Genomic DNA, 19,776 nt, shown 5'->3' with positions numbered 1-19,776 from the left:
AGATCAAGATCAAGATCAAGATCAAGATCAAGATCAAGATCAAGATCAAGATCAAGATCAAGATCAAGATCAAGATCAAGATCAAAGCCAAAGCCAAAGCATTCTGCAGAGCCCATCTACATCGTGTACATCCACAAGAAACTGGTCGGCTGTCAGGCCGCCTTCGCGAGCAAGCGAACGTCGCCTGGCCCCTTCCCGCACTAGATCAGCGTACCCCCGAGCAAACAAACAGGCCGGCCGGTAGGCCGCCTCGGCGTGCTTTTGATCTGCCCGCCCCTTCGGGAGGCCGAGTGGAGGCGTTCATCAGGGGGAGGCGCGAAGCGCCGTTCGACGCAGTCGAACACATCGAGAGGAGGTCGAAGCGAAGCCGACCGGAGGCGATGCCCCCCTGATGAATGCCGGAGCGAGGGAACGCCGAGCCTAGGCGAGGTGCCGTACGCTTGGGGCGAAGCCTTTTGCTTACTTTTCGGCGTCTGGAAAAGTGAGGCGCTGTAAGAGCGAAACCGCCAGCAGCCGTTACCGCAGGAACGGATATGTACCCGGTCAAAATCAATGGTGAATCTGCCGCCGCCATCGCGGGCAAGCCTCGCTCCTACAGGGCCGGTGCAAGACCGCTGTAAGAGCGAAACCGCCAGCAGCCGTTACCGCAGGAACGGATATGTACCCGGTCAAAATCAACAGTGAACGCACCGCCGCCATCGCGGGCAAGCCTCGCTCCTACAGGGACCGTGCAACACCGCCAATTGGCCGTTACCGCAGAAACGGATAAGCCCCTGATTGCGGCATTGGCACAATGCGGCCATAGCAAAGCGACCTGTTCTCAACGCCTGGGGCAGCGCGATGGAACAGGTTACGACCTTGTTATCAGGTGACTACCCGATAGCAGGGGACATAGGCCGCGCCGCCTGGCAACTTCATGCGGTGCTGCTCGACGAATGCTTTGAGCAAGTGGTGCAGAGGCTGCGTGACGGCCGCATCCCCATGGATCTCGTAGGGGCCATGCTTTTCGATCAGGCGGATGCCCTTGTCTTTCACGTTGCCGGCAACGATACCGGAAAAGGCACGCCGCAGATTAACCGCCAGCTCGTGAGGAGGCAGGTCGCAGTTGAGCTGCAGGCTGGCCATGTTGGCGTGGGTGGGATCGAACGGGCGCTGAAAGCCTTCCTCGATCTTTAGCAGCCAGTTGAAATGGAAGGCGTCATTGCGCTCTCGGCGGAACAGCTTGACCGCCTTGAGCCCTTCGGTCATTTGTCTTGCCACTTCAGCGGGATCGTCGATGATGACCTGGTAGTGGCGCTGTGCGGCTTCCCCCAGTGTAGCGCCGACGAAAGCGTGCAACTGCTGCAGGTAGGGCGCCGCACTCTTTGGCCCGGTCAGGATGACGGGGAACGGCAGATCCTGGTTGTCCGGGTGCATCAGGATGCCGAGCAGGTAGAGGAACTCCTCGGCCGTGCCAGCGCCACCGGGGAAAATGATGATGCCGTGGCCGACGCGTACAAAGGCCTCAAGGCGCTTCTCTATGTCCGGGAGGATCACCAGTTCGTTGACGATCGGGTTAGGCGCTTCGGCAGCGATGATTCCAGGTTCCGTCAGGCCCAGGTAACGGCCGCCGATCATCCGCTGCTTGGCGTGGGCGATAGTGGCGCCCTTCATCGGCCCTTTCATCACGCCAGGCCCGCAACCGGTGCAGACATCCAGGCGGCGCAAGCCGAGTTCGTGCCCGACCTTCTTGGTGTACTTGTACTCCTCGGTGTTGATCGAATGGCCGCCCCAACACACCACTATTTTCGGTTCCACCCCGGGGCGCAGGGTGCGCGCGTTGCGCAGCAGGTGGAAGACGTAATCGGTGATCCCCTGGGAGCTGCTCAGGTCGATGTGTGGACTGTCCAGCTCGTTCTGGGTATAGACGATGTCGCGCAGGGCGCTGAACAGCATCTCGCGGGTGCTGGCGATCATCTCGCCGTCGACGAAGGCGTCTGCTGGCGCATTGAGCAGTTCCAGGCGAACGCCACGATCCTGCTGGTGGATGCGAACCTCGAAGTCCTGGTAGGCCTCAAGAATGGTCTTGGCGTTGTCAATTTGGGCGCCAGTGTTGAGGATGGCCAAGGCGCACTGGCGGAACAGCGTGTAGAGGCTGCCTGAACCGGCTTCGCTGAGTTGCTGCACTTCACGTTGGGACAGCGTTTCCAGGCTGCCCTTGGGGCTTATCGATGCGTTAATTACTTGTCTTTGGCCCATTCTAGGTTCCCTGTGAGCGATACCAACGAGCCAGAGCGGCTCGGTTGCATCAAAATGGTGAGCACCGAACGCAGTCACGCGCAGCGGGTATTTTTTCAGGCGCCCGGGAGGGAAAGCAACACTGCAGTGAGATCCCCCGGGGCGAACGTTTCAACCAGGACGCAGGATGCGGCAGCTGAAGATCAATGAACAGTGCCCTCATCTTATTCCGGCGTTTTATGGATTGGCGCGACAGCGGTACACATCGGCCTCCTCGGCAAGTCGGGCATGCCGACCATTTTGTTCGTGAGGCGCTATTAATCGCCGGCATCGTTCATGCAGTGTAGAGCGTGATGCCCAGTTTTTTGTATGGCGAGAGCAAGGCGCGAGGGGTGGAGCCCAGCGCTACGATTGCGCTGATTTCTGCCAACTCGACAATTTTGTAGGGAGAAGCGGTTGCCAGTTTTTCCGAAGAGGCCAGGACTATTGTCTCGGCCGCAGCGTGGCACAGTGCTCGTTTTACGCCGGCTTCCTCGAAGTCACCGGTCGACAGACCTGCGCTCGGGTGCACGCTACACACACCCATGAAATACAGATCCGCGCGCACCCTGCTTATCGCCTCAAGGGTGGCCGTGCCCACACCAACCAGCGAATGCCTGAACAGACGCCCGCCCAGCATGATGACTTCAATGCCGGGATGGGCGGCCAGTTCTATGGCGATCGACGGGCTGTGTGTGATGACCGTCGCCTTCAAGGAGGGCGCAAGATGGCGCACCAGCTGTGTGGACGTGGTGCCGCCATCGATGAAGACCACCTGGCCTGTTTGCACCAACTGAGCGGCGGCGCGCCCGATCGCCATTTTTTCCATCGGTGCAATCTGCTCGCGCGCCGCAACATCGCCCATCGCCGGCGATGCCGGCAGAGCTCCGCCATGCACCCGGAGCAGGAGGCCGTCCCTGGCCATCTCGCGCAGGTCGCGCCGGATGGTGTCCTCGGAAACCGCCAACTCCTTGCAAAGAGCCTTGGCGACGAGCTGGCCATCGCGGCGCAGTAAGTCCATCAGATATTGCTTGCGTTTGCTGGTCAGCATGGAGGACTCTTTTGCACGAATTTTCTTGACTGTGCGCGATTTTGCACGAGAAGCTCAATAACACAAGCCTGAAAAAGGATATGCAATGGAACCCGGACCCGTACGCATCACCGCGCAGGAAACCCTGTCTGATAATTGGTATCTGCTAAAGAAATTCAGCTTTGACCTGCGTCGACGCGATGGTACATGGCAGGCGCAGACGCGCGAGGTCTACGACCGCGGCAACGGGGCCACCATCCTTCTCTACAATCGTGCGCGTCGCACGGTGTTGCTCACACGCCAGTTCCGCATGCCCGCGTTCGTCAATGGCCATAGCGGTTTTCTCATCGAGTCCGCAGCCGGCCTGCTGGACAATGCCAGTCCCGAGCAGCGTGTTCGTAAAGAAGCCGAGGAGGAAACCGGCTACCGCGTCGAGTCGGTCGAGAAGATTTATGAGGCGTTCATGAGTCCAGGCTCGGTCACCGAGTGCATCCATTTCTTTATCGGGGAATATGAGCCAGGTGATCGCATCAGCGAGGGAGGTGGCCTGATCGAAGAGGGTGAAGACATCGAGGTGATGGAGCTCGGCTTCGAACAGGCCATCGCGATGGTCGGCAGCGGCGAGATTGTCGATGGCAAGACCATTATGCTGTTGCAGTATCTGGAGCTGCGGCTGATGACGCCGCGCAGCCTCATGATCCTGGTGGCCGGTCCTTACCGTTCGGGTACCGCAGACGACCCGGCGCTGCTCGGCCGGAACGTGGCAGCCATGGAAAGCTGCGCCTCTGCTTTGCTTGAGGCGGGCCATTTCCCGGTACTCGGTGAATGGGTCGCGCTACCTATGGTGCGCCTGTCAGGTTCGACAAAAGTCGGTGACGCGGTCTACGACGCGCTGTTTCATGCACACGCGCAACGCCTTCTTGAGCGCTGCGACGCAGTTTTGCGAATCGGTGGCCCATCCGATGGCGCCGACGCAATGGTCTCCATTGGAGAGCGGCTTGGCCTGCAAATCTACCGCTCACTCGCTGAGGTTCCGGCTTTCGCACCCGCCATTTGCCAGGATTGATTTCAAACAAGCCCTTAAGGACCGCGGCCTGGTTTTGCGGCGCGCTTGACCGGGGTCGAGGCTTTGCGTTTGGTGGGCTTGCGCTTGTTTTTCCAGGGAGCGCCGCCACGACCGGCCGGGCTCGCCGGTCCGCTGATGGTCAGGCGCAGGCCGACGCAACGGCCCACCTGTTTACTCATCCAGGCGGCCTGCTTGGCAACGAACTCTTCAAGGCTCATTTCGCCGCTCTGCACCATATCCAGCGCTTGTTCCCAAATGGCCGTGGTGCCGGGATCGGCGATGGCTCGGGGAACCGCATCGATCAGGCTAAAAGCCGCCGGGGTGGCAGCCAATGCCTTGCCGTGTTTGATCAGATAGCCGCGATCCAGTAATCCCTGGATGATTCCGGCGCGCGTTGCCTCGGTGCCGATTCCGGTGGTGTCCTTGAGTTTCTGCTTGAGCAGGGGATCCTCCACCAGTTTGGCGACGTTTTTCATCGCCTTGATCAGATCACCCTCGGTAAAGGGCTTGGGCGGTTGGGTCCAGAGGTCTTTCAACGTCACGTTGGCAACTGCGCAATCGCGGCCTTCGGCCAGCGCCGGCAGTGTTTGCGGGGCCGGCGCTTCGCGGCCTTTGGCGGGTGCGAGGGCTTCGGGAAGTGCACGCTTCCAGCCAGGTTCGACAATCAGCTTGCCCACGGCACGCAAGGCCTGCCCGGCGCAGTCGAAATCGGCCTGGGTTCTATCGTATTCGTGATTGGGCAGAAACTGCGCCAGATAACGCGCTCGAATCAAGGTGTAGACGGCGCGTTGTTTGCCCACCAGGCGGTCGAGGTCCTTGGCTGCGCCAGTCGGAATAATACCGTGGTGGGCACTGACCTTCGCGTCGTTCCAGGCGCGCGAGCGGCGCTGCGGTTCGATGTACTTGAACAGCTCGCCCAGCCCTGGATCGGCCCGCCCCAGGGCCGCCAGAATGGTCGGTGCTTCGCTGTGCTGACTAAGCGGCAGGTAACCGCAATCGCTGCGTGGGTAGGTGATGACTTTATGGGTTTCGTACAGCGCCTGAGCGATATCCAGGGTCTCTTGAGCACCCAGCCCCAGCTTCTTTGAACACACTTCTTGCAGCGTGCCCAGGTCGAAGGGCAGTGGTGCTGCTTCGCGCACGCGCTCGGTACGCAGCTTGATCACCCGGGCGCTGTTGGCATTGCGCATGGCTATTGCAGCTTCCTGGGCCAGCGCCTGGTTCAAGCAACGATCGTGCTCGTCGCAAACGTCTTGCGCTGCGCGCCAATGGGCGGTGAAAGAGGTGTCGTCCTGCAACAGCTGCACCTCGATGGCCCAATACGGGACCGGTACGAAGTCGGCAATGCTGCGGTCGCGATCGACCACCAGCCGCAGCGTCGGCGTTTGTACGCGGCCCACAGGAAGGACACCCTGATAGCCGGACTGGCGACCAAGCAGGGTGAACAGCCGGCTCATGTTCATACCGATCAACCAGTCGGCACGCGAGCGTCCCAGCGCCGAATGGTAGAGGCTGAAGGTCTCGGCTCCGGGCTTGAGCACTGCCAATGCCTTGCGGATCGACGCGTCGTCCAGGGCCGACAGCCACAGCCGTTGAATCGGTCCACGATAGCGACAGTGCTCGACCAGCTCGCGGGCAATCATCTCGCCCTCACGGTCGGCATCGGTGGCGATGACCAACTCATGGGCCTCACCGAGCAAGCGTTTGACCGCTTTGAACTGGCTGGCAGTCTTCGGCTTTACCAGCATCTTCCACTTCTCGGGGACGATTGGCAGATCGGCCAGCACCCAGCGCTTGTAGCGGGGGTCGTAGGCATCCGGCGGTGCGGTTTCCAGCAGGTGGCCGATGCACCAGGTCACTGTGACATTCGGCCCCAGCCAGCAGCCGTCGCCACGGCGGTTGGCACCGAGCACCGCGGCGATATCTTTGGCCTGGGATGGCTTTTCACACAGGAACAACCGCATAACCACCATCATTTCTTACGGGTCTGGAAGGTGCACAGAATGCGCAGTACCGCGCATTTGGGCAACCTTTATCTGTATGGATATACAGATAAAGGTTGCCGTTGATTGCTTCGTCAGCGGTGAAAGGCGCATTTGTGGTCAAAAGGGGGCAGGGGCGCCGGTAATGGCGGTGGATCGGGCGCCAATGAAGTGGGCAACGGGCCAAGTAGCGACCATACTCAAAAAAACTGTTAGGGATAGAGGTGTCAGCGGCAAGCATTACGGACGTATACGCAATGCTGACAAAGGTCGTATACGCGGTGTTCGTCAATTTGTTGTCCAGGACAGTGTCGATTAATAGCTTTAAAAAATCAGCCGGATTTTTGACGATCTGCTCTGTTCTGAAGTTCTGCTGGCCCCAGCTATCTGTCTGACTCTCAGAGAAATACGCCATGCCGACTTCAAATCCGCGGATTGCTGTGCTGGGCAACATTGTTGCGAACGTTGGCCATCCGGAACTGGATCGCTTTACCGATCTGAGCAGCCTTCTGGCTGTTCCCGCGTTTGATGTGTTGTTGCTTGACTTGCCAGGTACACCTGCCGGGCAAATGCTTCGCAAGCTGCGCGCGGAACCTTCTTACCGGTTCAAGCTGATTTACTGTTGTCGCGATCTGGACGGTTGGTGTGAAGCGCTGGGCGATGGCGCACCTCCTGTTGAGCTCAAGGAGATAACGCCACTCTGGCGATTGTGGAAAGCACGGTTCAGCCTATTTAATCGTGGAGCCCCGCCTGACAGATTTGAGAGCAGGGTGCTTTCATGGTTGTGGTTACGATCCAGCGTAGAAGTGCATGCCCTGCGCGATCCAGAGGTCCCCCAGCATTACCGCTATCCATTGCTGGAGGTTTTGGCCGAGGATGAGCAGGTCAATACCTTTGTCTGGCTCAAATTGATGGCCCAGCAGGGCTGGTTGGAAGAGGGCGTGCTGGTCGATCGAATCCGACTGTGTTCAGACTGCGGTTCGGGCCGTTTGAACTACGTTGATGTGTGCCCGGAATGCCAGGCCCTGGACATTTCACGCCAGCCTTCGCTGCACTGCTTTACCTGTGGTCATGTTGGCGCCCAGGAGAGTTTTCTTAAAGATGGAATGTTGCTTTGCCCCAACTGCCTGAATCGGTTGCGGCATATCGGCAGCGACTATGACCGACCACTGGAGAACTACCGCTGCCGGTCGTGTCAGGCATTTTTCGTCGACGCCGATATTCAGGCTCGATGCCTGGACTGTGGCCTGGCGCATGCGACTGACAAGCTGCGGGTGCGCGAAATCAGAGACTTCCGACTGGCTGAATCAGGACGTTTGCGCTGCCGCCAGGGTTTTAACACCGAGCCGGGCGGGGTCGATCACTTCGGCCGACTCAACTTGCTGGGAGGCAAGGATTTTTTCGACCTGCTCACTTGGCAGATCCAGATCGTACGCCGCTATCAACTGCCACCTTTTTCACTGATTGGTCTGCGCTTCGTCAACTTGACCGAGACCATGCTTCGCCTTGGCGAGCACCGCGGGCATGCCTTCGTCGACAGTCTGGTCGATCGCTTGCAGGAAACGGTCAGGGAAACGGACCGTTGTTCACGAAGCACAGAGGAGTTCCTTTGGCTCATGCTCCCGCATACAGGTCCCGAGGGGCTGCTCAGCGTTGTACGGCGTCTGGGGCAGGTCGCCGAACTGTTCTCGGCACCTGAGGTCAGTGACATCTCTCTTCGTGTCGTCAGCTTCACCGCGCCGCAGGATTTGCTTGACCAGGAGGACGGCGAATTGTTGCTGGCCCGTTTAGCCAGCGAACTGACTTGAGGCTGTCATGAGCCCATTGCTCGAACAACTCTATAACGTGCTCAACTCGCTGGCGAGCCAGGATGGCTTGAGTCGATTGTTCTACATGCTCTTTCCGTTATTCCTGCTTTTTGAGCTGCCGCTCAATGTCATGGTGTTGCTGGGCGTCTTGCGCTGGTTCGTGCGCAGGCGAACCAGCATCCCGCAAATCAGTCTTTATCGACCCAAAGTGTCTTGCATCATCACCTGCTACAGCGAAGGAATGGATGTGCAAAAGACGTTGCTAAGCCTGTGCGAACAGATCTACCCCGGACACATCGAGATGATTCCGGTGGTAGACGGCGCTACGCTGAATCAGACGACGCTGAATGCCGTTCGAGGCTTTCTGGTCGATCCGGGTTTGTATCCACGCCGACATCTGCGTCCGATTGCCAAATGGCAACGTGGTGGCCGAGTGTCGTCGTTGAATGCCGGTCTGGCGCATGCCAGCGGTGAGATCGTGATGGCCCTGGATGGTGACACGTCTTTTGACAACAACATGGTCAGCGCCATCGTGCGTCATTTTGTGGATCCGACGGTACCGGCAGTGGCCGGTAGCTTGCGGGTCCGTAATGTCTGGAGTTCCGTGACCACTGCGATACAGGCGCTGGAGTACCTGCTATCGATCCATATGTCGAAGATCGGACTGGCCGAGTGGAATCTGGTGAATAACGTTTCCGGCGCCTTTGGCGCGTTCCGCCGTAGTTTTCTGGTGAAAATTGGTGGCTGGAATACCCACACGGCAGAAGACCTTGATTTGACTCTGCGCATAAAAAGTTATTTCGGGCGCCACAATTTACGGATTCCATTCGAACCGCAAGCCATCGGCCATACCGATGCTCCGGTGACCTTCAAGCAGTTTCTCATGCAGCGGTTGCGCTGGGACGGTGACCTGTTTTTCCTCTACGTACGCAAGCATAGCCACAGCATCAACCCGAGCCTGCTGGGCTGGTCGAACTTCTTGATGATCCTCGTCAGCGGATTCTTTTTTCAGTTGGTGCTGCCCTTCATCATTTTTGGCTACACCTTGCTGGCGTTATTCATCCTGCCAGGGTCGACCTTGTTGATACTGTTTTTGATGATCTATCTGCTTTATCTGATGATCACTGTGATGATGTTCGGGGCTATGTTGCTGATGGTTTCCGATCGACCACGACAGGACCTGCGCCTGGTTTTTCTGGTACCGATTTTCCCGCTGTTCATGTTGATCATGCGTTGCTGGAGTGCTGTCGCCATGCTCAACGAGGTTTTCCGTCGTGGCCATGAGGAAAGCAGCATGGCGCCATGGTGGGTCCTGAAAAAGGCCACGAGGTTTTGACATGCGATCGGTGCTTCTGGCTCTAACTCTATCGCTGTCATCCACTACATTGCTGGCTCAACCGCTGACACTTCAAGAGTTGTTCGACAAGCAATCCTCCGATCCTCTGTTTCGTGCAGGTCAGGCCGACCTTCGAGCCCTCGAGGCAGAAGCGAAGCTTCATGAAGACCGGGCTGGATGGCAAGTGTTCGCTGGCGCCGGTGCCGGGCGCTTCCGAGAGTTGGTCACCCAAGACATTCGCAATGATTATTACGGTCACAATTTTGATCTTGGTATACGTCATCCTCTGTTGGGCAGCCTCAAGCGCCAACTGGATCTTCTGCAAACCAATCAGTACGAGCGCCAACGACAGCAGTTGCGCCTGGCTTTACAGAGGGCAAGCCAGCGCCTGGCACTACGCAGCGCGTACGCTGATTGGTGGCGCGCGCAACAGGAAGTCTCTTTTTGCGGTGCGCTCCTGCCTGTTGCCCGCAAGGCCGATCAGGTGATTCGCCTGCGTTTGCAAAAAGCCTGGTTGCGCACTTCCGAAGCTCAGTTGCAGCTGGATGAGTGGAAGGGGCTTTCAACGCGTTGCGAGGCGCTCACCCAAATAGAAGCCGACGTCCGCGAAGATCTGGCCAGCATCAATATGAGTGAGTTACCCATAGGGGCTCAGGCGGTTGCCGAGCCTCTGGCGCAACAACCGCAACCACTGGTTCAATGGCAGACTCTGTTGAATCAGCATCCACGGGTGACAGAAAAGCAAAACCTGCGCGATCAGGCCGACAGAGAGCGCGATAATCCCTGGTATTCAGCCATTGACTCCGACGTCATCCTGACCGGCACCCGGGAATACCGCAGCGGTACAGATAAAGCGGGTAGCGGCCTGGTGGCCAGCCTCGTGTTCTCTGTGCCTTTCGACCTGGTCGGCAATACTCGTGCTCGACAGCAAGTCGCCGAAGCACACTACGAAGCGGCAGCCGACCGTGTAGCAGCCGAACAACATTCTTTGGGGCTGGAGCTGAGCAGGGCATTGCGCGCGCAAAACACTGCGCAAGCGACGATCAAACAGCGTAGCCAACAATGGCGTCATGCCGCGTTGGCACGCGATGAGGAAAAGGCTCGAGGCAACCTTGGCGGGGACAGCAACCTGTTAGCCCAGCTGGCCACCGAGCGGGCTTACTTTCAATCGGGTTTTGACTTGATCGCGGCGTGGCATGCCGCCTGGTTGCGCCAGGCCGACTTGAATCTGTTCACTGAAGACGCTCCGCAATTTGCTGCACTGCTGGGTGGCGAGCGTCAGGAATGGTCACCTTTGATCAAGCCGCAAGCCTCTTCGATAATTTCCGCCTCAACTCCAGCGGCACCGCGCAACAATGTACCGCTCGAGCCGGCAAAATGGCTCCAGGCCAGTTATGTCTGGAACAGCGAAGCCTTGTTGGACCCCAGGCGTCGTCCGGCGGAACTGCAAGCATTGCGAAAGGCCGGTATGGAGAAAATCTACCTCGGACTCAACGCCGTCCAGGTGAGCAACCTGCCCGCGACCCGCCAGGCGCTTGAGCAATTGCTTCAAGACGCCGCGCGCAGCGGTCTGCAAGTGAGCCTGTTGCTCGGCGACCCCGGCTGGATCGAACCGCAGCAGCGCGGGCAACTGACCGATTTGCTCATCAAACTTCAGGGATTGTCGTTTTCCAGTCTTCATCTGGATCTTGAAGTTGAACAACTCGGTTGGCCGGTACCCGATCAACGTTTGCAAGACTGGCTCGACACGTTGCGGGCGGTGTCAGCGGTAAGCCGCTGGCCGGTGGAAATATCGAGTCACCATCGCTGGTTCGTTGCGGCCACGGCCGGACATCCTTGCGTGCCTTGTGCACTTCCGGCAATCGGCGTGCGTCAGGTCAGTCTGATGATTTACACCCGTAACCCGCAGCGCAGTGCGCAACTGGCCGGGCAGATCGCAAAGCGTTGGCCCGATCTGCAATTTCGCCTGGCCCAGAGCGCAGAGCCGCAGTTGCCTTCCACCGAAAGCTGGGCGGGAGTACCCGCTGAACAATTGCAACGCCAGGTCGCTGTGTGGCGCGAGCAATTGCAACCTCAGGGTATTGCCGGCATTGATTGGCAAGCCTGGCGAGACTTCCCAAAACGGTGAGCCGCTCATGAAGATTCGTTTCGACAGTCACAAAGAGCACAATCCCACACAGGAGCAGGGTCTGAATGTGCTCTACGCCCCGGGCAAACGAATGGCATTTCGCCTGCGCTGGTACCTGATCCTGTTCCTGGTCGCCAGCCCGTTACTCTGGCTTGTCGCAAAGTTGCTGTACGGCGTGCTGCTGATTGATGCGCCGGCACAGTTACGCCTGCCTATTCAGGAAGTGCGTGCACGAGATGCCGGTCGGGTCGAGCAACTCTTCGTCACGACTGGCGAGCAGGTGCGTGCTGACCAACTATTGGTCACCCTCGATAACCCGGAATGGCGCGCCCGTTTATTGCAACTTGCAGCGATGCCCGCTGAGATCCCGCGCCTCAGCGATTCCGATTTGGGTGTAAGAGAGCGTGAATTGCTCAGCGCCAGGGCAGGTCGTGCAGAACAACGAGTCCGGCAGCTGGAAAGTCTCGTGCAACAAGGTGCTGCCACCCGAGGGGAAGTGCTGGCCGCGCAAAGCGAACTTGATGGGTTTCGATCGGATTTGCTGGCTTTCGAGCGTCGTGAGCAGATAGCTCGTCAGTCACCTCAAGGAGTCGATCGAGAGATCATCCAGCAAAACGCTGAGCAGCAATGGCTGAAGACGCGTTTGGCAGCGTTGTCAGTGACGGCGTCGCAGGGCGGTCGAATAGCCGAGGTGCTTGTTACGCCGGGCGAAAACGTCGGCCCGGGCACTCTGCTGATGCGTTTGGAGCAGCAGGAGGATCCGTTGTTGTGGATTTATCTGGAGCCTATGAACATCAACTACGCTGCCGTAGGCCAATCACTGCGAGTGCGCATGCCGGATGGCGAATGGCTGGCTGCTCACGTTGTGCAGGCTGTCGACAGCGCCGGTCGCACGCCAACAGTTCTGCGTGGACCGTTTGCCGCAAGCGAAATGGGATTGCAGGTCGTGGCCAGATTTGATCAACCACTACCGGCGCGCTGGAGAATCGATCAACTGCCGTTGAATGTTCGCTTCCCCACCGATTGGCTGCGAATACTGGGGATCAACAAATGAACCACCGCCAACAGGATGATTGCTCAACCATTCAGGCGTTCAGATCCTTGTCCTGGCTGCTGGCGCCTGAATTTCCGTTTATCCGGTTTTTATAAGGGGGGCTGTGATGCTTCATATAAGAACACCGTTGGTCTTGCATCCCGGGCTATCGACGCCAGAGCGGCGTATCTGGCTCAAGCTGGAGAACCTGCAGCCGAGCGGGTCGTTCAAGTTGCGCGGCATGGGCATGCTCTGCACGTTCGCAGCCGGGCAGGGCAAGAAGACAGTCGTCTGTCCTTCCGGAGGCAATGCTGGATTGGCGACGGCGGTGGCGGCGACCGCGCTGGGTCTGAAGGCGCGCATCGTCGTGCCGCAAACCACCCCTGAAATCACCCGCGCACGCATTGCCAAAACGGGTGCAGAGGTGATTGTGCACGGCAAGGTGTGGGACGAAGCCAATCAGCGGGCGCTTGAACTCGCGCAAGATGCGGATACCGAGTACGTACCTGCTTTCGACCATCCGACGTTGTGGGAGGGGCACAGCACGATGGTGGATGAAATTCTGGAGGATTGCCCTCAGGTCGACACGATTGTGACCTCGGTCGGGGGCGGTGGCTTGCTGGCTGGTGTGCTCACGGGGCTGGAGCGTCATGCAAGGATGGACTGCCGGATCATCGCCTGTGAAACCCTTGGCGCCGCTTCGTTCGCGGCAGCCCTCAAGGCCGGACATCCCGTCAAGCTTCCCGAGATCAAGACCGTTGCCAGTTCACTGGGTGCTTCGCAAGTTGCGCTGTGGCCGGTTGAGCATATCCGGAATTTTCAGCACGAGAGTGTGGTGTTGTCGGATGCCGAGGCAATCATGGGCGTCGTTCGGTATGCCGATGATATGCGTCAGTTGGTGGAGCCCGCTTGCGGCGTTTCTCTTGCCGTCGCGTATCTGGATCATCCGGCGATTGCCGATGCCCATGATGTGGTGATCGTTGTCTGTGGTGGCGTCAGCATCAGTGCACAGATTGTTGCTGGATGGGAAAAGTCTTGAAGCATTGGTGTCGCTGGCAAGCCTGAGGTTCAAGTTACCAGCGACACCGCAGCCGAACTCAGCAGTATTTGTCTACCCGACAAATCCCGGACTGATTTTGCATCTGCTTCCATTCATGGCTCAGGGTTTGAAGGACGCGGCCCATGAAGTCTTTGTCAGCTGCCGCTTTTTTTCCGACATACCCTTGGCCCCGGCGATACATTCTGAGCCTGGCACGCATGCTGTGATGAGCCTGCTCGAATTCACTTTCGTGCGAGTGGGGCGCGAGGCAATCGATACGGACTTCGCCTGACTTGCATATCCACAATACGTGGCTGTCGTGGCTGTCCTTGTGCGATGCGAACAGTCGAGCCAGTTCATCGATAGTTGGTTGATTGTTCAAATTCATGTGTAAGCCCCTTGACCACTGTTTAGTTGGTTAGCTGAAACATGTAGCCGAATCAGCCAATCGTTTCCTGAAGCACAATCGGGACGACACGGGCGTCCGTCAGGTGCAGAACGGGCCCTGAGTTTGATGTATGTAGCATTGATGAAAAACGACTACGCAGCTGGGGCTCAACGAGGAGAAACAGTGCAAACCAGGATGCCGATGCTGATAAAAAAGCGCTCAGCCACAAGCATCATGAGGACGTTTCGCCAGCGCTTCTCGTCCTTGTACCGGACGGTCCAGCCAGTTCGCTTCATCAATCTGCCTTGTGGGCAGTACACATCAGGGGAACAGCTCGGCGGTCTGTCGAGCGTATTCAGAATACTCAAGCCAACTCTCCCGATCGGGGAGACGAGATGGATAATGCAAGCGGGCAATGGAGTCGTCAATAGATTTGTAGTGAATATTTTTTAACACTACATAAATCTCGCCTGTGAGCAGATCCGCCCGCCAAGCCGCCCACTAGAGGGATCCGGGAGCTGGATCAATCCGGACTTTGTCCGGGCCAAGAGCCGGCACCTCGCGCCACGGCGCCAACAGGATCCGCCCACCACCAGCAACATGGCGAGCGGGCGGACCTTCAACCCTCAGTTCTTATCGATGTTCACGTTTTTGGTCTCGCGCAGACAAATCATGCCCACGATCAGACTCACGCCAGTGATCACTACGGGGTACCACAGCCCGTAGAAGATATCGCCGGTGTACACCACCAACGCAAAGGACACGGTTGGCAGGAAACCACCGAACCAGCCGTTGCCGATGTGGTAGGGCAGGGACATGGAGGTGTAGCGGATGCGCGTCGGGAACAGCTCGACCATCAGCGCCGCCAGCGGGCCGTAGCACATGGCAGAGATCAGGATCAGCGCGACGATCAATGCGACGATCATCGGTTTGTTGATCTGCTGGGTGTCCGCCTGTTGCGGATAGCCAGCCAACGTCACTGCGCCACGCAGCGCTGCTTCGTTGTAACCGTCGATGCGCACCTCACCGATGCTCACTTGCACTTCGCTGCCGGCAGGCGCTGCTGCGCTGCTATATGGCAAGCCCTGTTTGACCAGGAAGGTCTTGACCTTGTCGCACGGGCTGTCGAAACGCGCCTTGCCCACCGGATCGAACTGGAAGGTGCAGGTGGCCGGGTCGGCCAGCACGGTGATCGGTGCCTGTTGGCTGGCCTGGTCGATTGCCGGATTGGCATAGTGGGCCAGGGTTTTGAAGATCGGAAAGTACAGCAGCGTCGCCAGCAACAGGCCAAGCATCAGGATCGGTTTACGTCCGACCTTGTCCGACAGCCAGCCAAAGAAGATGAAGAACGGTGCGCCAATCACCACGCTGACGATCAGCAGACCGTTGGCCAGGGCCGGGTCCATTTTCAGGAACTGAGTGAGGAAGAACAGCACATAAAACTGCGCGGCATAGAAGGTCACCGCTTGCCCTGCGTTGATGCTGAACAGCGCGATCAGCACCACTTTGAGATTTTCCCATTTGCCGAAGGACTCGCGGATCGGCGCCTTGCAGACCTTGCCTTCCTCCTTCATTTTCACGAAGGCCGGAGACTCGTGCAGGCTCAGGCGAATCCAGGTGGAAATCCCCAGCAGCACGATCGACAACAGGAACGGCAGACGCCAGCCCCAGACTTCAAATTGATCGCCGGTGAAGTAACGGCAGCCGAGTACCACCAGCAGCGACAGCAGCAAACCGAGGGTGGCGGTGGATTGAATCCAGCTGGTATGGAAACCGCGTTTACCGAGCGGAGCGTGCTCCGCGACATAGGTAGCGGCGCCACCGTATTCACCGCCCAAGGCCAGGCCTTGAAGCATGCGCAGCATCACCAGGATGATCGGCGCGGCAATGCCGATGCTCGAATAGGTCGGCAGCAGGCCGACGCAAAAGGTCGCCAGGCCCATAAGGATGATGGTTGCGAGGAAGGTGTATTTGCGTCCGATCATGTCGCCCAGACGGCCGAACACCAGCGCGCCGAATGGCCGCACGATAAATCCGGCGGCGAACGCCATCAAGGCAAAGATAAACGCGGTGGTGTCGTTGACCCCGGCGAAAAACTGCTTGCTGATTACCGCCGCAAGGGCGCCATAGAGGAAAAAGTCATACCACTCGAACACCGTCCCCAGGGACGAGGCGAAGATGACTTTCTGGGTGTCCTTGCTGGTGCTCGCGCTAAGCGTCGCGTCCAGGGTCTGAGCATGTTCTGACATATCGTTATCCCTCACAGTGATTGTTTTTGTTGTTCCACTGTCGCCGCCATGTTTGGCGCGATGTCGGTTTGCGCGGTCCTTGTAGGAGCCGAGCTTGCTCGCGATTGTCTCAAGGGCGACGCGTTTATTTAGAAAACACGCGTTATCGTTAACGTCCATCGCGAGCAAGCTCGGCTCCTACAGGTGCTATTCCGTGAGCAGTTCTTTTACCGGTGAAAAACTCCTTGTCGATGTCGCGAGTATCAGCTGGGCGGCTTTCTCGGCGATCATCAGGGTCGGTGAACAGGTATTGCCCGAGGTGATACGCGGCATGATCGAGGCGTCGGCGATGCGCAACCCGGGAATGCCGTGGACCCGCAACTGTGCGTCGACCACGGCGTCTGGGTCGTTGCCCATGCGGCAGGTGCCGACCGGATGGAAAATCGTCGTGCCGATCCGCGCCGCCGCTTCGTACAGTTGCTCGTCAGTCTGCAAGGCGTCGCCGGGCAGGTATTCGGTGGGGTTGAATGGTTGCAAGGCCGGCGCCGCGACGATACGCCGGCTCAGGCGAATGGCGTCGGCGGCCACTCGCAGGTCTTCAGGATGGCTCAGGTAGTTGGGTTCAATGAGCGGCGCCTGCTGCGGATCGGCGGAGCGGATTTCTACTCGGCCACGGCTCTGCGGACGCAGGTCACAGACCGATGCGGTGAACGCCGGGAAGGTATGTAACGGCTCGCCGAAACGCTCCAGCGAAAGCGGCTGCACATGGTATTGAAGGTTGGCCGACGTCTGTTCCGGCCCCGAACGGGCGAAAGCACCGAGTTGGCTCGGGGCCATGGACAGCGGGCCGCTGCGGTCATACAGATAACGCAGGCCCATGCCCATCTTGCCCCACACGCTGCCGGCGATCTGGTTCAGGGTACGGGCGTTTTGCAGCTTGTAGATCAACCGCAGCTGTAAGTGATCCTGCAGGTTGCCGCCCACGCCGGCCAGTTCATGGGCGACGCCAATACCCAAGCGCTGCAACACGCTGCCCGGGCCAATCCCGGAACGCTGCAGGATGCTCGGCGAGCCAATGGAGCCGGCGCAGAGGACGATTTCCCGCCGTGCTTTCCAGGTTTTCTGCTGCCCCTGCCAGTGGGCGCTGACAGCCGAAGCGCGGGCGTTTTTCAGGAGCACGCGGTCTACTTCGACATCCGTCAGCACGGTCAGGTTAGGTCGGTTGCGGATCGGTTTGAGAAAGGCCTTGGCGGCGTTCCAGCGTACCCCGGCCTTCTGGTTGACCTGGAAGTAACCGCAGCCTTCGTTGTCGCCGCGGTTGAAGTCATCGATGCTGGCAATGCCTCGTTGTTCGGCGGCCTCGCGGAAGGCATCGAGGATCGGCCACGACAGCCGCTGACGCTCGACCCGCCATTGCCCGGCAGCACTGTGGAATTCCGAGTCGCCGGCAAAATGGTTTTCGCTCTGTTTGAACAGTGGCAGTACATCTTTCCAGGCCCAGCCCGGATTGCCGTCGGCGGCCCAACCGTCGTAGTCACTGGCCTGGCCGCGCATGTAGATCATGCCGTTGATCGACGAAGAGCCGCCCAGTACCTTGCCGCGTGGGTAACTCAGGCTGCGACCTTGCAGGCCAGGTTGCGCTTGTGTCTTGTAGCACCAGTCGGTGCGCGGGTTGCCGATGCAGAACAGATAACCCACGGGGATATGAATCCATGGGTAGTTGTCGCGGCCGCCGGCTTCGAGCAGCAGCACACGGTGTTCCGGGTTGGCGGACAGTCGATTGGCCAGTAAACAGCCGGCCGGCCCGGCGCCCACTACCACGTAGTCGTATTCATCAACGTCAGGCTGCATCCATGACCTCTGCTGTTGTTGTTCTTTGCCAGTTATCCTAGTTGTTAGCTTTCGTTGAAAGAATGTTAGTTTTTGCTCAGTAGCTGTGCGTTTTCAGACAGCTGCATTCTCTGGCACATTCAAGGAAGACTCATGTTCGATTGGAATGACCTGCGGTTTTTTCTCGAGTTACAGCGTAGCGGCCGTTTGCTGACGGCGGCGCGGCGGCTGAAAACCACCCACGCCACTGTGGCCCGGCATATCGAGGCCATCGAGAAAAGCCTCGGCACCGCGCTGTTCGTCCAGCATGCCCAGGGCTACCAACTGACGCCGGCCGGTGAAGCGTTGCTCAAGCACGCTGAAGCCATGGAAAACGTCGCCTTGCTGGCCCAGGAAGAAATCACCCAGTCCAGTGCGCCGCTGGGCAAGATCCGCGTGGGAGTAACCGAAGGCCTGGGCATCATGTTCCTTGCCAGCCGCATGAATGGTTTGTTCGAACGCTATCCGGGATTGGAAGTGGAACTGGTGGCCGTGCCACGCTTCGTCAGCATCCTCAACCGCGAAGCGGAGATCAGCATCCACCTGGAGCGTCCGGCCGCGGACATGCTGGTCACCCGCAAACTGACCGACTACCGCCTGGCACTGTATGCCAGTCGCGCCTACCTGGATCGTTCGCCGCCGCTGCGTAGCCGCGAAGACCTGGCGCAGCACGCCTGGATCGGCTACGTCGATGATCTGTTGTTCAGCCAGGAACTGATGTTCCTCAACAGCTTCTGCCGCAGCCCGCAGGTGGTCTTCCACAGCACCAGCGTGATCGCCCAGCAACAGGCTGCACGCGCGGGCCTGGGGATTGCCGTGTTGCCGTGCTACATGGCCAGCAACGACCCGGAGCTGGTGCCGCTGCTGCCGGCCGAAAGTATCCAGCGCAGCTACTGGATCAGCACCCGGCGCGAATTGCACAAGTCGGTGCGGCTACGGGTGCTGTGGGATTACGTGGTGCAGTTGTGCGATCGGGAGCAGGGGTTGTTGCTGGGGCCTATCTCTCAACCGTAGGAGCAAGGCTTGCCTGCGATGGCGGCCTGACAGCCGACCAATCTGTTGCAGGTGTACATATCCGTTGCAACGCTCGGCCTGTTGAGTGGTGGGGCGGTGTATGCCGCTCTACCTTTCAGCCGTTTTTGTAGGAGCCGAGCTTGCTCGCGATGGCGACCTGACAGTCGACCTGTCTCTCACAGATGTACACCAATCCATTGTGGGAGCAGCCGGTCGACGCTCGATTGCTCGCGAAGGCGACCTTACAGCTGACCCGTCTCTCGCAGATGTACACCAATCCATTGTAGGAGCAGCCGGTCGACGCTCGATTGCTCGCGATGGCGACCTGACAGCCGACCTGTCTCTCGCAGATGTACACCAATCCATTGTAGGAGCCGAGCTTGCTCGCGATGGCGGCCTTACAGCCGGCCTGTCTCTCACAGATGTACACCAATCCATTGTGGGAGCAGCCGGTCGACGCTCGATTGCTCGCGAAGGCGGCCTGACAGCCGGCCTGGCTCTTGCTGGTGTACATATCCATTCCTGCGGTAACGGCCACTTAGGGTTTCGCCCTTACGGCGCCTCACTTTTCCAGACGCCGAAAAGTAAGCAAAAGGCTT

General features: G+C 58.8%; 15 protein-coding genes and 1 pseudogene. 8 read left to right on the top strand and 8 right to left on the bottom strand.

Features of this window, described 5'->3' with window-relative positions; genetic code table 11:
* Positions 1 to 392, top strand: a pseudogene (locus tag AC07O1_RS19960) (hypothetical protein); the annotation flags it as partial.
* 472 nt (positions 393 to 864) lie between these two features.
* Here the strand turns inward: AC07O1_RS19960 and ppnN are convergent.
* Both ppnN and AC07O1_RS19950 read right to left on the bottom strand, forming a co-directional pair.
* Complete coding sequence (gene ppnN, locus AC07O1_RS19955; protein WP_495013260.1) at positions 865 to 2,238, bottom strand: nucleotide 5'-monophosphate nucleosidase PpnN; 1,374 nt, start codon at positions 2,236 to 2,238, stop codon at positions 865 to 867.
* Positions 2,239 to 2,551: 313 nt separating this feature from the next.
* Positions 2,552 to 3,307 carry a DeoR/GlpR family DNA-binding transcription regulator gene (locus tag AC07O1_RS19950; protein ID WP_495089858.1) on the bottom strand — a complete coding sequence of 252 codons (756 nt, stop codon included), beginning with the start codon at positions 3,305 to 3,307 and terminating at the stop codon, positions 2,552 to 2,554.
* An 85-nt stretch (positions 3,308 to 3,392) separates the two neighbouring features.
* Here AC07O1_RS19950 and AC07O1_RS19945 point away from each other — a divergent pair, with 85 nt between their 5' ends.
* Entirely contained in the window at positions 3,393 to 4,352 is a 960-nt protein-coding gene (locus AC07O1_RS19945; protein WP_495089857.1) for an NUDIX domain-containing protein, read from the top strand.
* A gap of 14 nt (positions 4,353 to 4,366) precedes the next feature.
* On the opposite strand, the gene AC07O1_RS19940 is transcribed toward AC07O1_RS19945, so the two are convergent.
* Together AC07O1_RS19940 and AC07O1_RS19935 are read right to left on the bottom strand one after the other, a co-directional pair.
* Positions 4,367 to 6,316 carry a DNA topoisomerase III gene (locus AC07O1_RS19940; protein ID WP_495089856.1) on the bottom strand — a complete coding sequence of 650 codons (1,950 nt, stop codon included), beginning with the start codon at positions 6,314 to 6,316 and terminating at the stop codon, positions 4,367 to 4,369.
* On the bottom strand, positions 6,297 to 6,788 hold the full coding sequence (locus AC07O1_RS19935) for a hypothetical protein (protein ID WP_495089932.1): 492 nt from the start codon (positions 6,786 to 6,788) through the stop codon (positions 6,297 to 6,299). The genes AC07O1_RS19940 and AC07O1_RS19935 overlap by 20 nt, the downstream gene beginning before the upstream one ends.
* Between AC07O1_RS19935 and AC07O1_RS19930 the strand changes: the two genes are divergently transcribed.
* The 5 genes from AC07O1_RS19930 to AC07O1_RS19910 all read left to right on the top strand — a co-directional run bounded on the left by AC07O1_RS19930 (position 6,748) and on the right by AC07O1_RS19910 (position 13,678).
* Positions 6,748 to 8,142, top strand: coding sequence for a TackOD1 domain-containing metal-binding protein (locus AC07O1_RS19930; protein WP_495089855.1), 1,395 nt, complete (start codon positions 6,748 to 6,750; stop codon positions 8,140 to 8,142). The two genes, AC07O1_RS19935 and AC07O1_RS19930, sit on opposite strands and share 41 nt — an antisense overlap.
* Before the next feature lie 7 nt (positions 8,143 to 8,149).
* Positions 8,150 to 9,478, top strand: a complete 1,329-nt coding sequence (locus AC07O1_RS19925) for a glycosyltransferase family 2 protein (RefSeq protein WP_494995222.1) — start codon at positions 8,150 to 8,152, stop codon at positions 9,476 to 9,478.
* Between the two features lies 1 nt (position 9,479).
* On the top strand, positions 9,480 to 11,606 hold the full coding sequence (locus tag AC07O1_RS19920) for a TolC family protein (protein WP_495089854.1): 2,127 nt from the start codon (positions 9,480 to 9,482) through the stop codon (positions 11,604 to 11,606).
* A gap of 7 nt (positions 11,607 to 11,613) precedes the next feature.
* On the top strand, positions 11,614 to 12,660 hold the full coding sequence (locus AC07O1_RS19915) for an HlyD family secretion protein (protein ID WP_495089853.1): 1,047 nt from the start codon (positions 11,614 to 11,616) through the stop codon (positions 12,658 to 12,660).
* A 106-nt stretch (positions 12,661 to 12,766) separates the two neighbouring features.
* Complete coding sequence (locus AC07O1_RS19910; protein WP_495089852.1) at positions 12,767 to 13,678, top strand: pyridoxal-phosphate dependent enzyme; 912 nt, start codon at positions 12,767 to 12,769, stop codon at positions 13,676 to 13,678.
* 58 nt (positions 13,679 to 13,736) lie between these two features.
* Here the strand turns inward: AC07O1_RS19910 and AC07O1_RS19905 are convergent, their stop codons facing one another.
* The 3 genes from AC07O1_RS19905 to AC07O1_RS19895 all read right to left on the bottom strand — a co-directional run bounded on the left by AC07O1_RS19905 (position 13,737) and on the right by AC07O1_RS19895 (position 18,145).
* Positions 13,737 to 14,066 (bottom strand): hypothetical protein, encoded by a 330-nt coding sequence (locus AC07O1_RS19905; protein ID WP_495023467.1) that lies wholly within the window; start codon positions 14,064 to 14,066, stop codon positions 13,737 to 13,739.
* A gap of 626 nt (positions 14,067 to 14,692) precedes the next feature.
* Complete coding sequence (locus tag AC07O1_RS19900) at positions 14,693 to 16,315, bottom strand: MFS transporter (RefSeq protein ID WP_494995227.1); 1,623 nt, start codon at positions 16,313 to 16,315, stop codon at positions 14,693 to 14,695.
* 186 nt (positions 16,316 to 16,501) lie between these two features.
* Positions 16,502 to 18,145 (bottom strand): GMC family oxidoreductase, encoded by a 1,644-nt coding sequence (locus tag AC07O1_RS19895; RefSeq protein WP_495089851.1) that lies wholly within the window; start codon positions 18,143 to 18,145, stop codon positions 16,502 to 16,504.
* Positions 18,146 to 18,277: 132 nt separating this feature from the next.
* Here AC07O1_RS19895 and AC07O1_RS19890 point away from each other — a divergent pair, with 132 nt between their 5' ends.
* The gene (locus AC07O1_RS19890; RefSeq protein WP_495023464.1) at positions 18,278 to 19,177 is read left to right on the top strand and encodes a LysR family transcriptional regulator; all 900 of its coding nucleotides are present in this window, start codon (positions 18,278 to 18,280) and stop codon (positions 19,175 to 19,177) included.
* A gap of 115 nt (positions 19,178 to 19,292) precedes the next feature.
* On the opposite strand, the gene AC07O1_RS19885 is transcribed toward AC07O1_RS19890, so the two are convergent.
* Entirely contained in the window at positions 19,293 to 19,691 is a 399-nt protein-coding gene (locus tag AC07O1_RS19885) for a hypothetical protein (RefSeq protein ID WP_495089850.1), read from the bottom strand.
* Positions 19,692 to 19,776 lie beyond the last annotated feature (85 nt).

It is taken from the genome of Pseudomonas sp. GW821-FHT07G10, assembly GCF_059418545.1.
This window is presented reverse-complemented; position numbering and strand designations above follow the sequence as displayed.

Bases quoted from the DNA above. Each gene is read 5' to 3' on its own strand.
- ppnN (WP_495013260.1), bottom strand. From the start codon at position 2,238: ATGGGCCAAAGACAAGTAATTAACGCATCGATAAGCCCCAAGGGCAGC.
- AC07O1_RS19950 (WP_495089858.1), bottom strand. From the start codon at position 3,307: ATGCTGACCAGCAAACGCAAGCAATATCTGATGGACTTACTGCGCCGC.
- AC07O1_RS19945 (WP_495089857.1), top strand. From the start codon at position 3,393: ATGGAACCCGGACCCGTACGCATCACCGCGCAGGAAACCCTGTCTGAT.
- AC07O1_RS19940 (WP_495089856.1), bottom strand. From the start codon at position 6,316: ATGCGGTTGTTCCTGTGTGAAAAGCCATCCCAGGCCAAAGATATCGCC.
- AC07O1_RS19930 (WP_495089855.1), top strand. From the start codon at position 6,748: ATGCCGACTTCAAATCCGCGGATTGCTGTGCTGGGCAACATTGTTGCG.
- AC07O1_RS19935 (WP_495089932.1), bottom strand. From the start codon at position 6,788: ATGTTGCCCAGCACAGCAATCCGCGGATTTGAAGTCGGCATGGCGTAT.
- AC07O1_RS19925 (WP_494995222.1), top strand. From the start codon at position 8,150: ATGAGCCCATTGCTCGAACAACTCTATAACGTGCTCAACTCGCTGGCG.
- AC07O1_RS19920 (WP_495089854.1), top strand. From the start codon at position 9,480: ATGCGATCGGTGCTTCTGGCTCTAACTCTATCGCTGTCATCCACTACA.
- AC07O1_RS19915 (WP_495089853.1), top strand. From the start codon at position 11,614: ATGAAGATTCGTTTCGACAGTCACAAAGAGCACAATCCCACACAGGAG.
- AC07O1_RS19910 (WP_495089852.1), top strand. From the start codon at position 12,767: ATGCTTCATATAAGAACACCGTTGGTCTTGCATCCCGGGCTATCGACG.
- AC07O1_RS19905 (WP_495023467.1), bottom strand. From the start codon at position 14,066: ATGAATTTGAACAATCAACCAACTATCGATGAACTGGCTCGACTGTTC.
- AC07O1_RS19900 (WP_494995227.1), bottom strand. From the start codon at position 16,315: ATGTCAGAACATGCTCAGACCCTGGACGCGACGCTTAGCGCGAGCACC.
- AC07O1_RS19895 (WP_495089851.1), bottom strand. From the start codon at position 18,145: ATGCAGCCTGACGTTGATGAATACGACTACGTGGTAGTGGGCGCCGGG.
- AC07O1_RS19890 (WP_495023464.1), top strand. From the start codon at position 18,278: ATGTTCGATTGGAATGACCTGCGGTTTTTTCTCGAGTTACAGCGTAGC.
- AC07O1_RS19885 (WP_495089850.1), bottom strand. From the start codon at position 19,691: ATGTACACCAGCAAGAGCCAGGCCGGCTGTCAGGCCGCCTTCGCGAGC.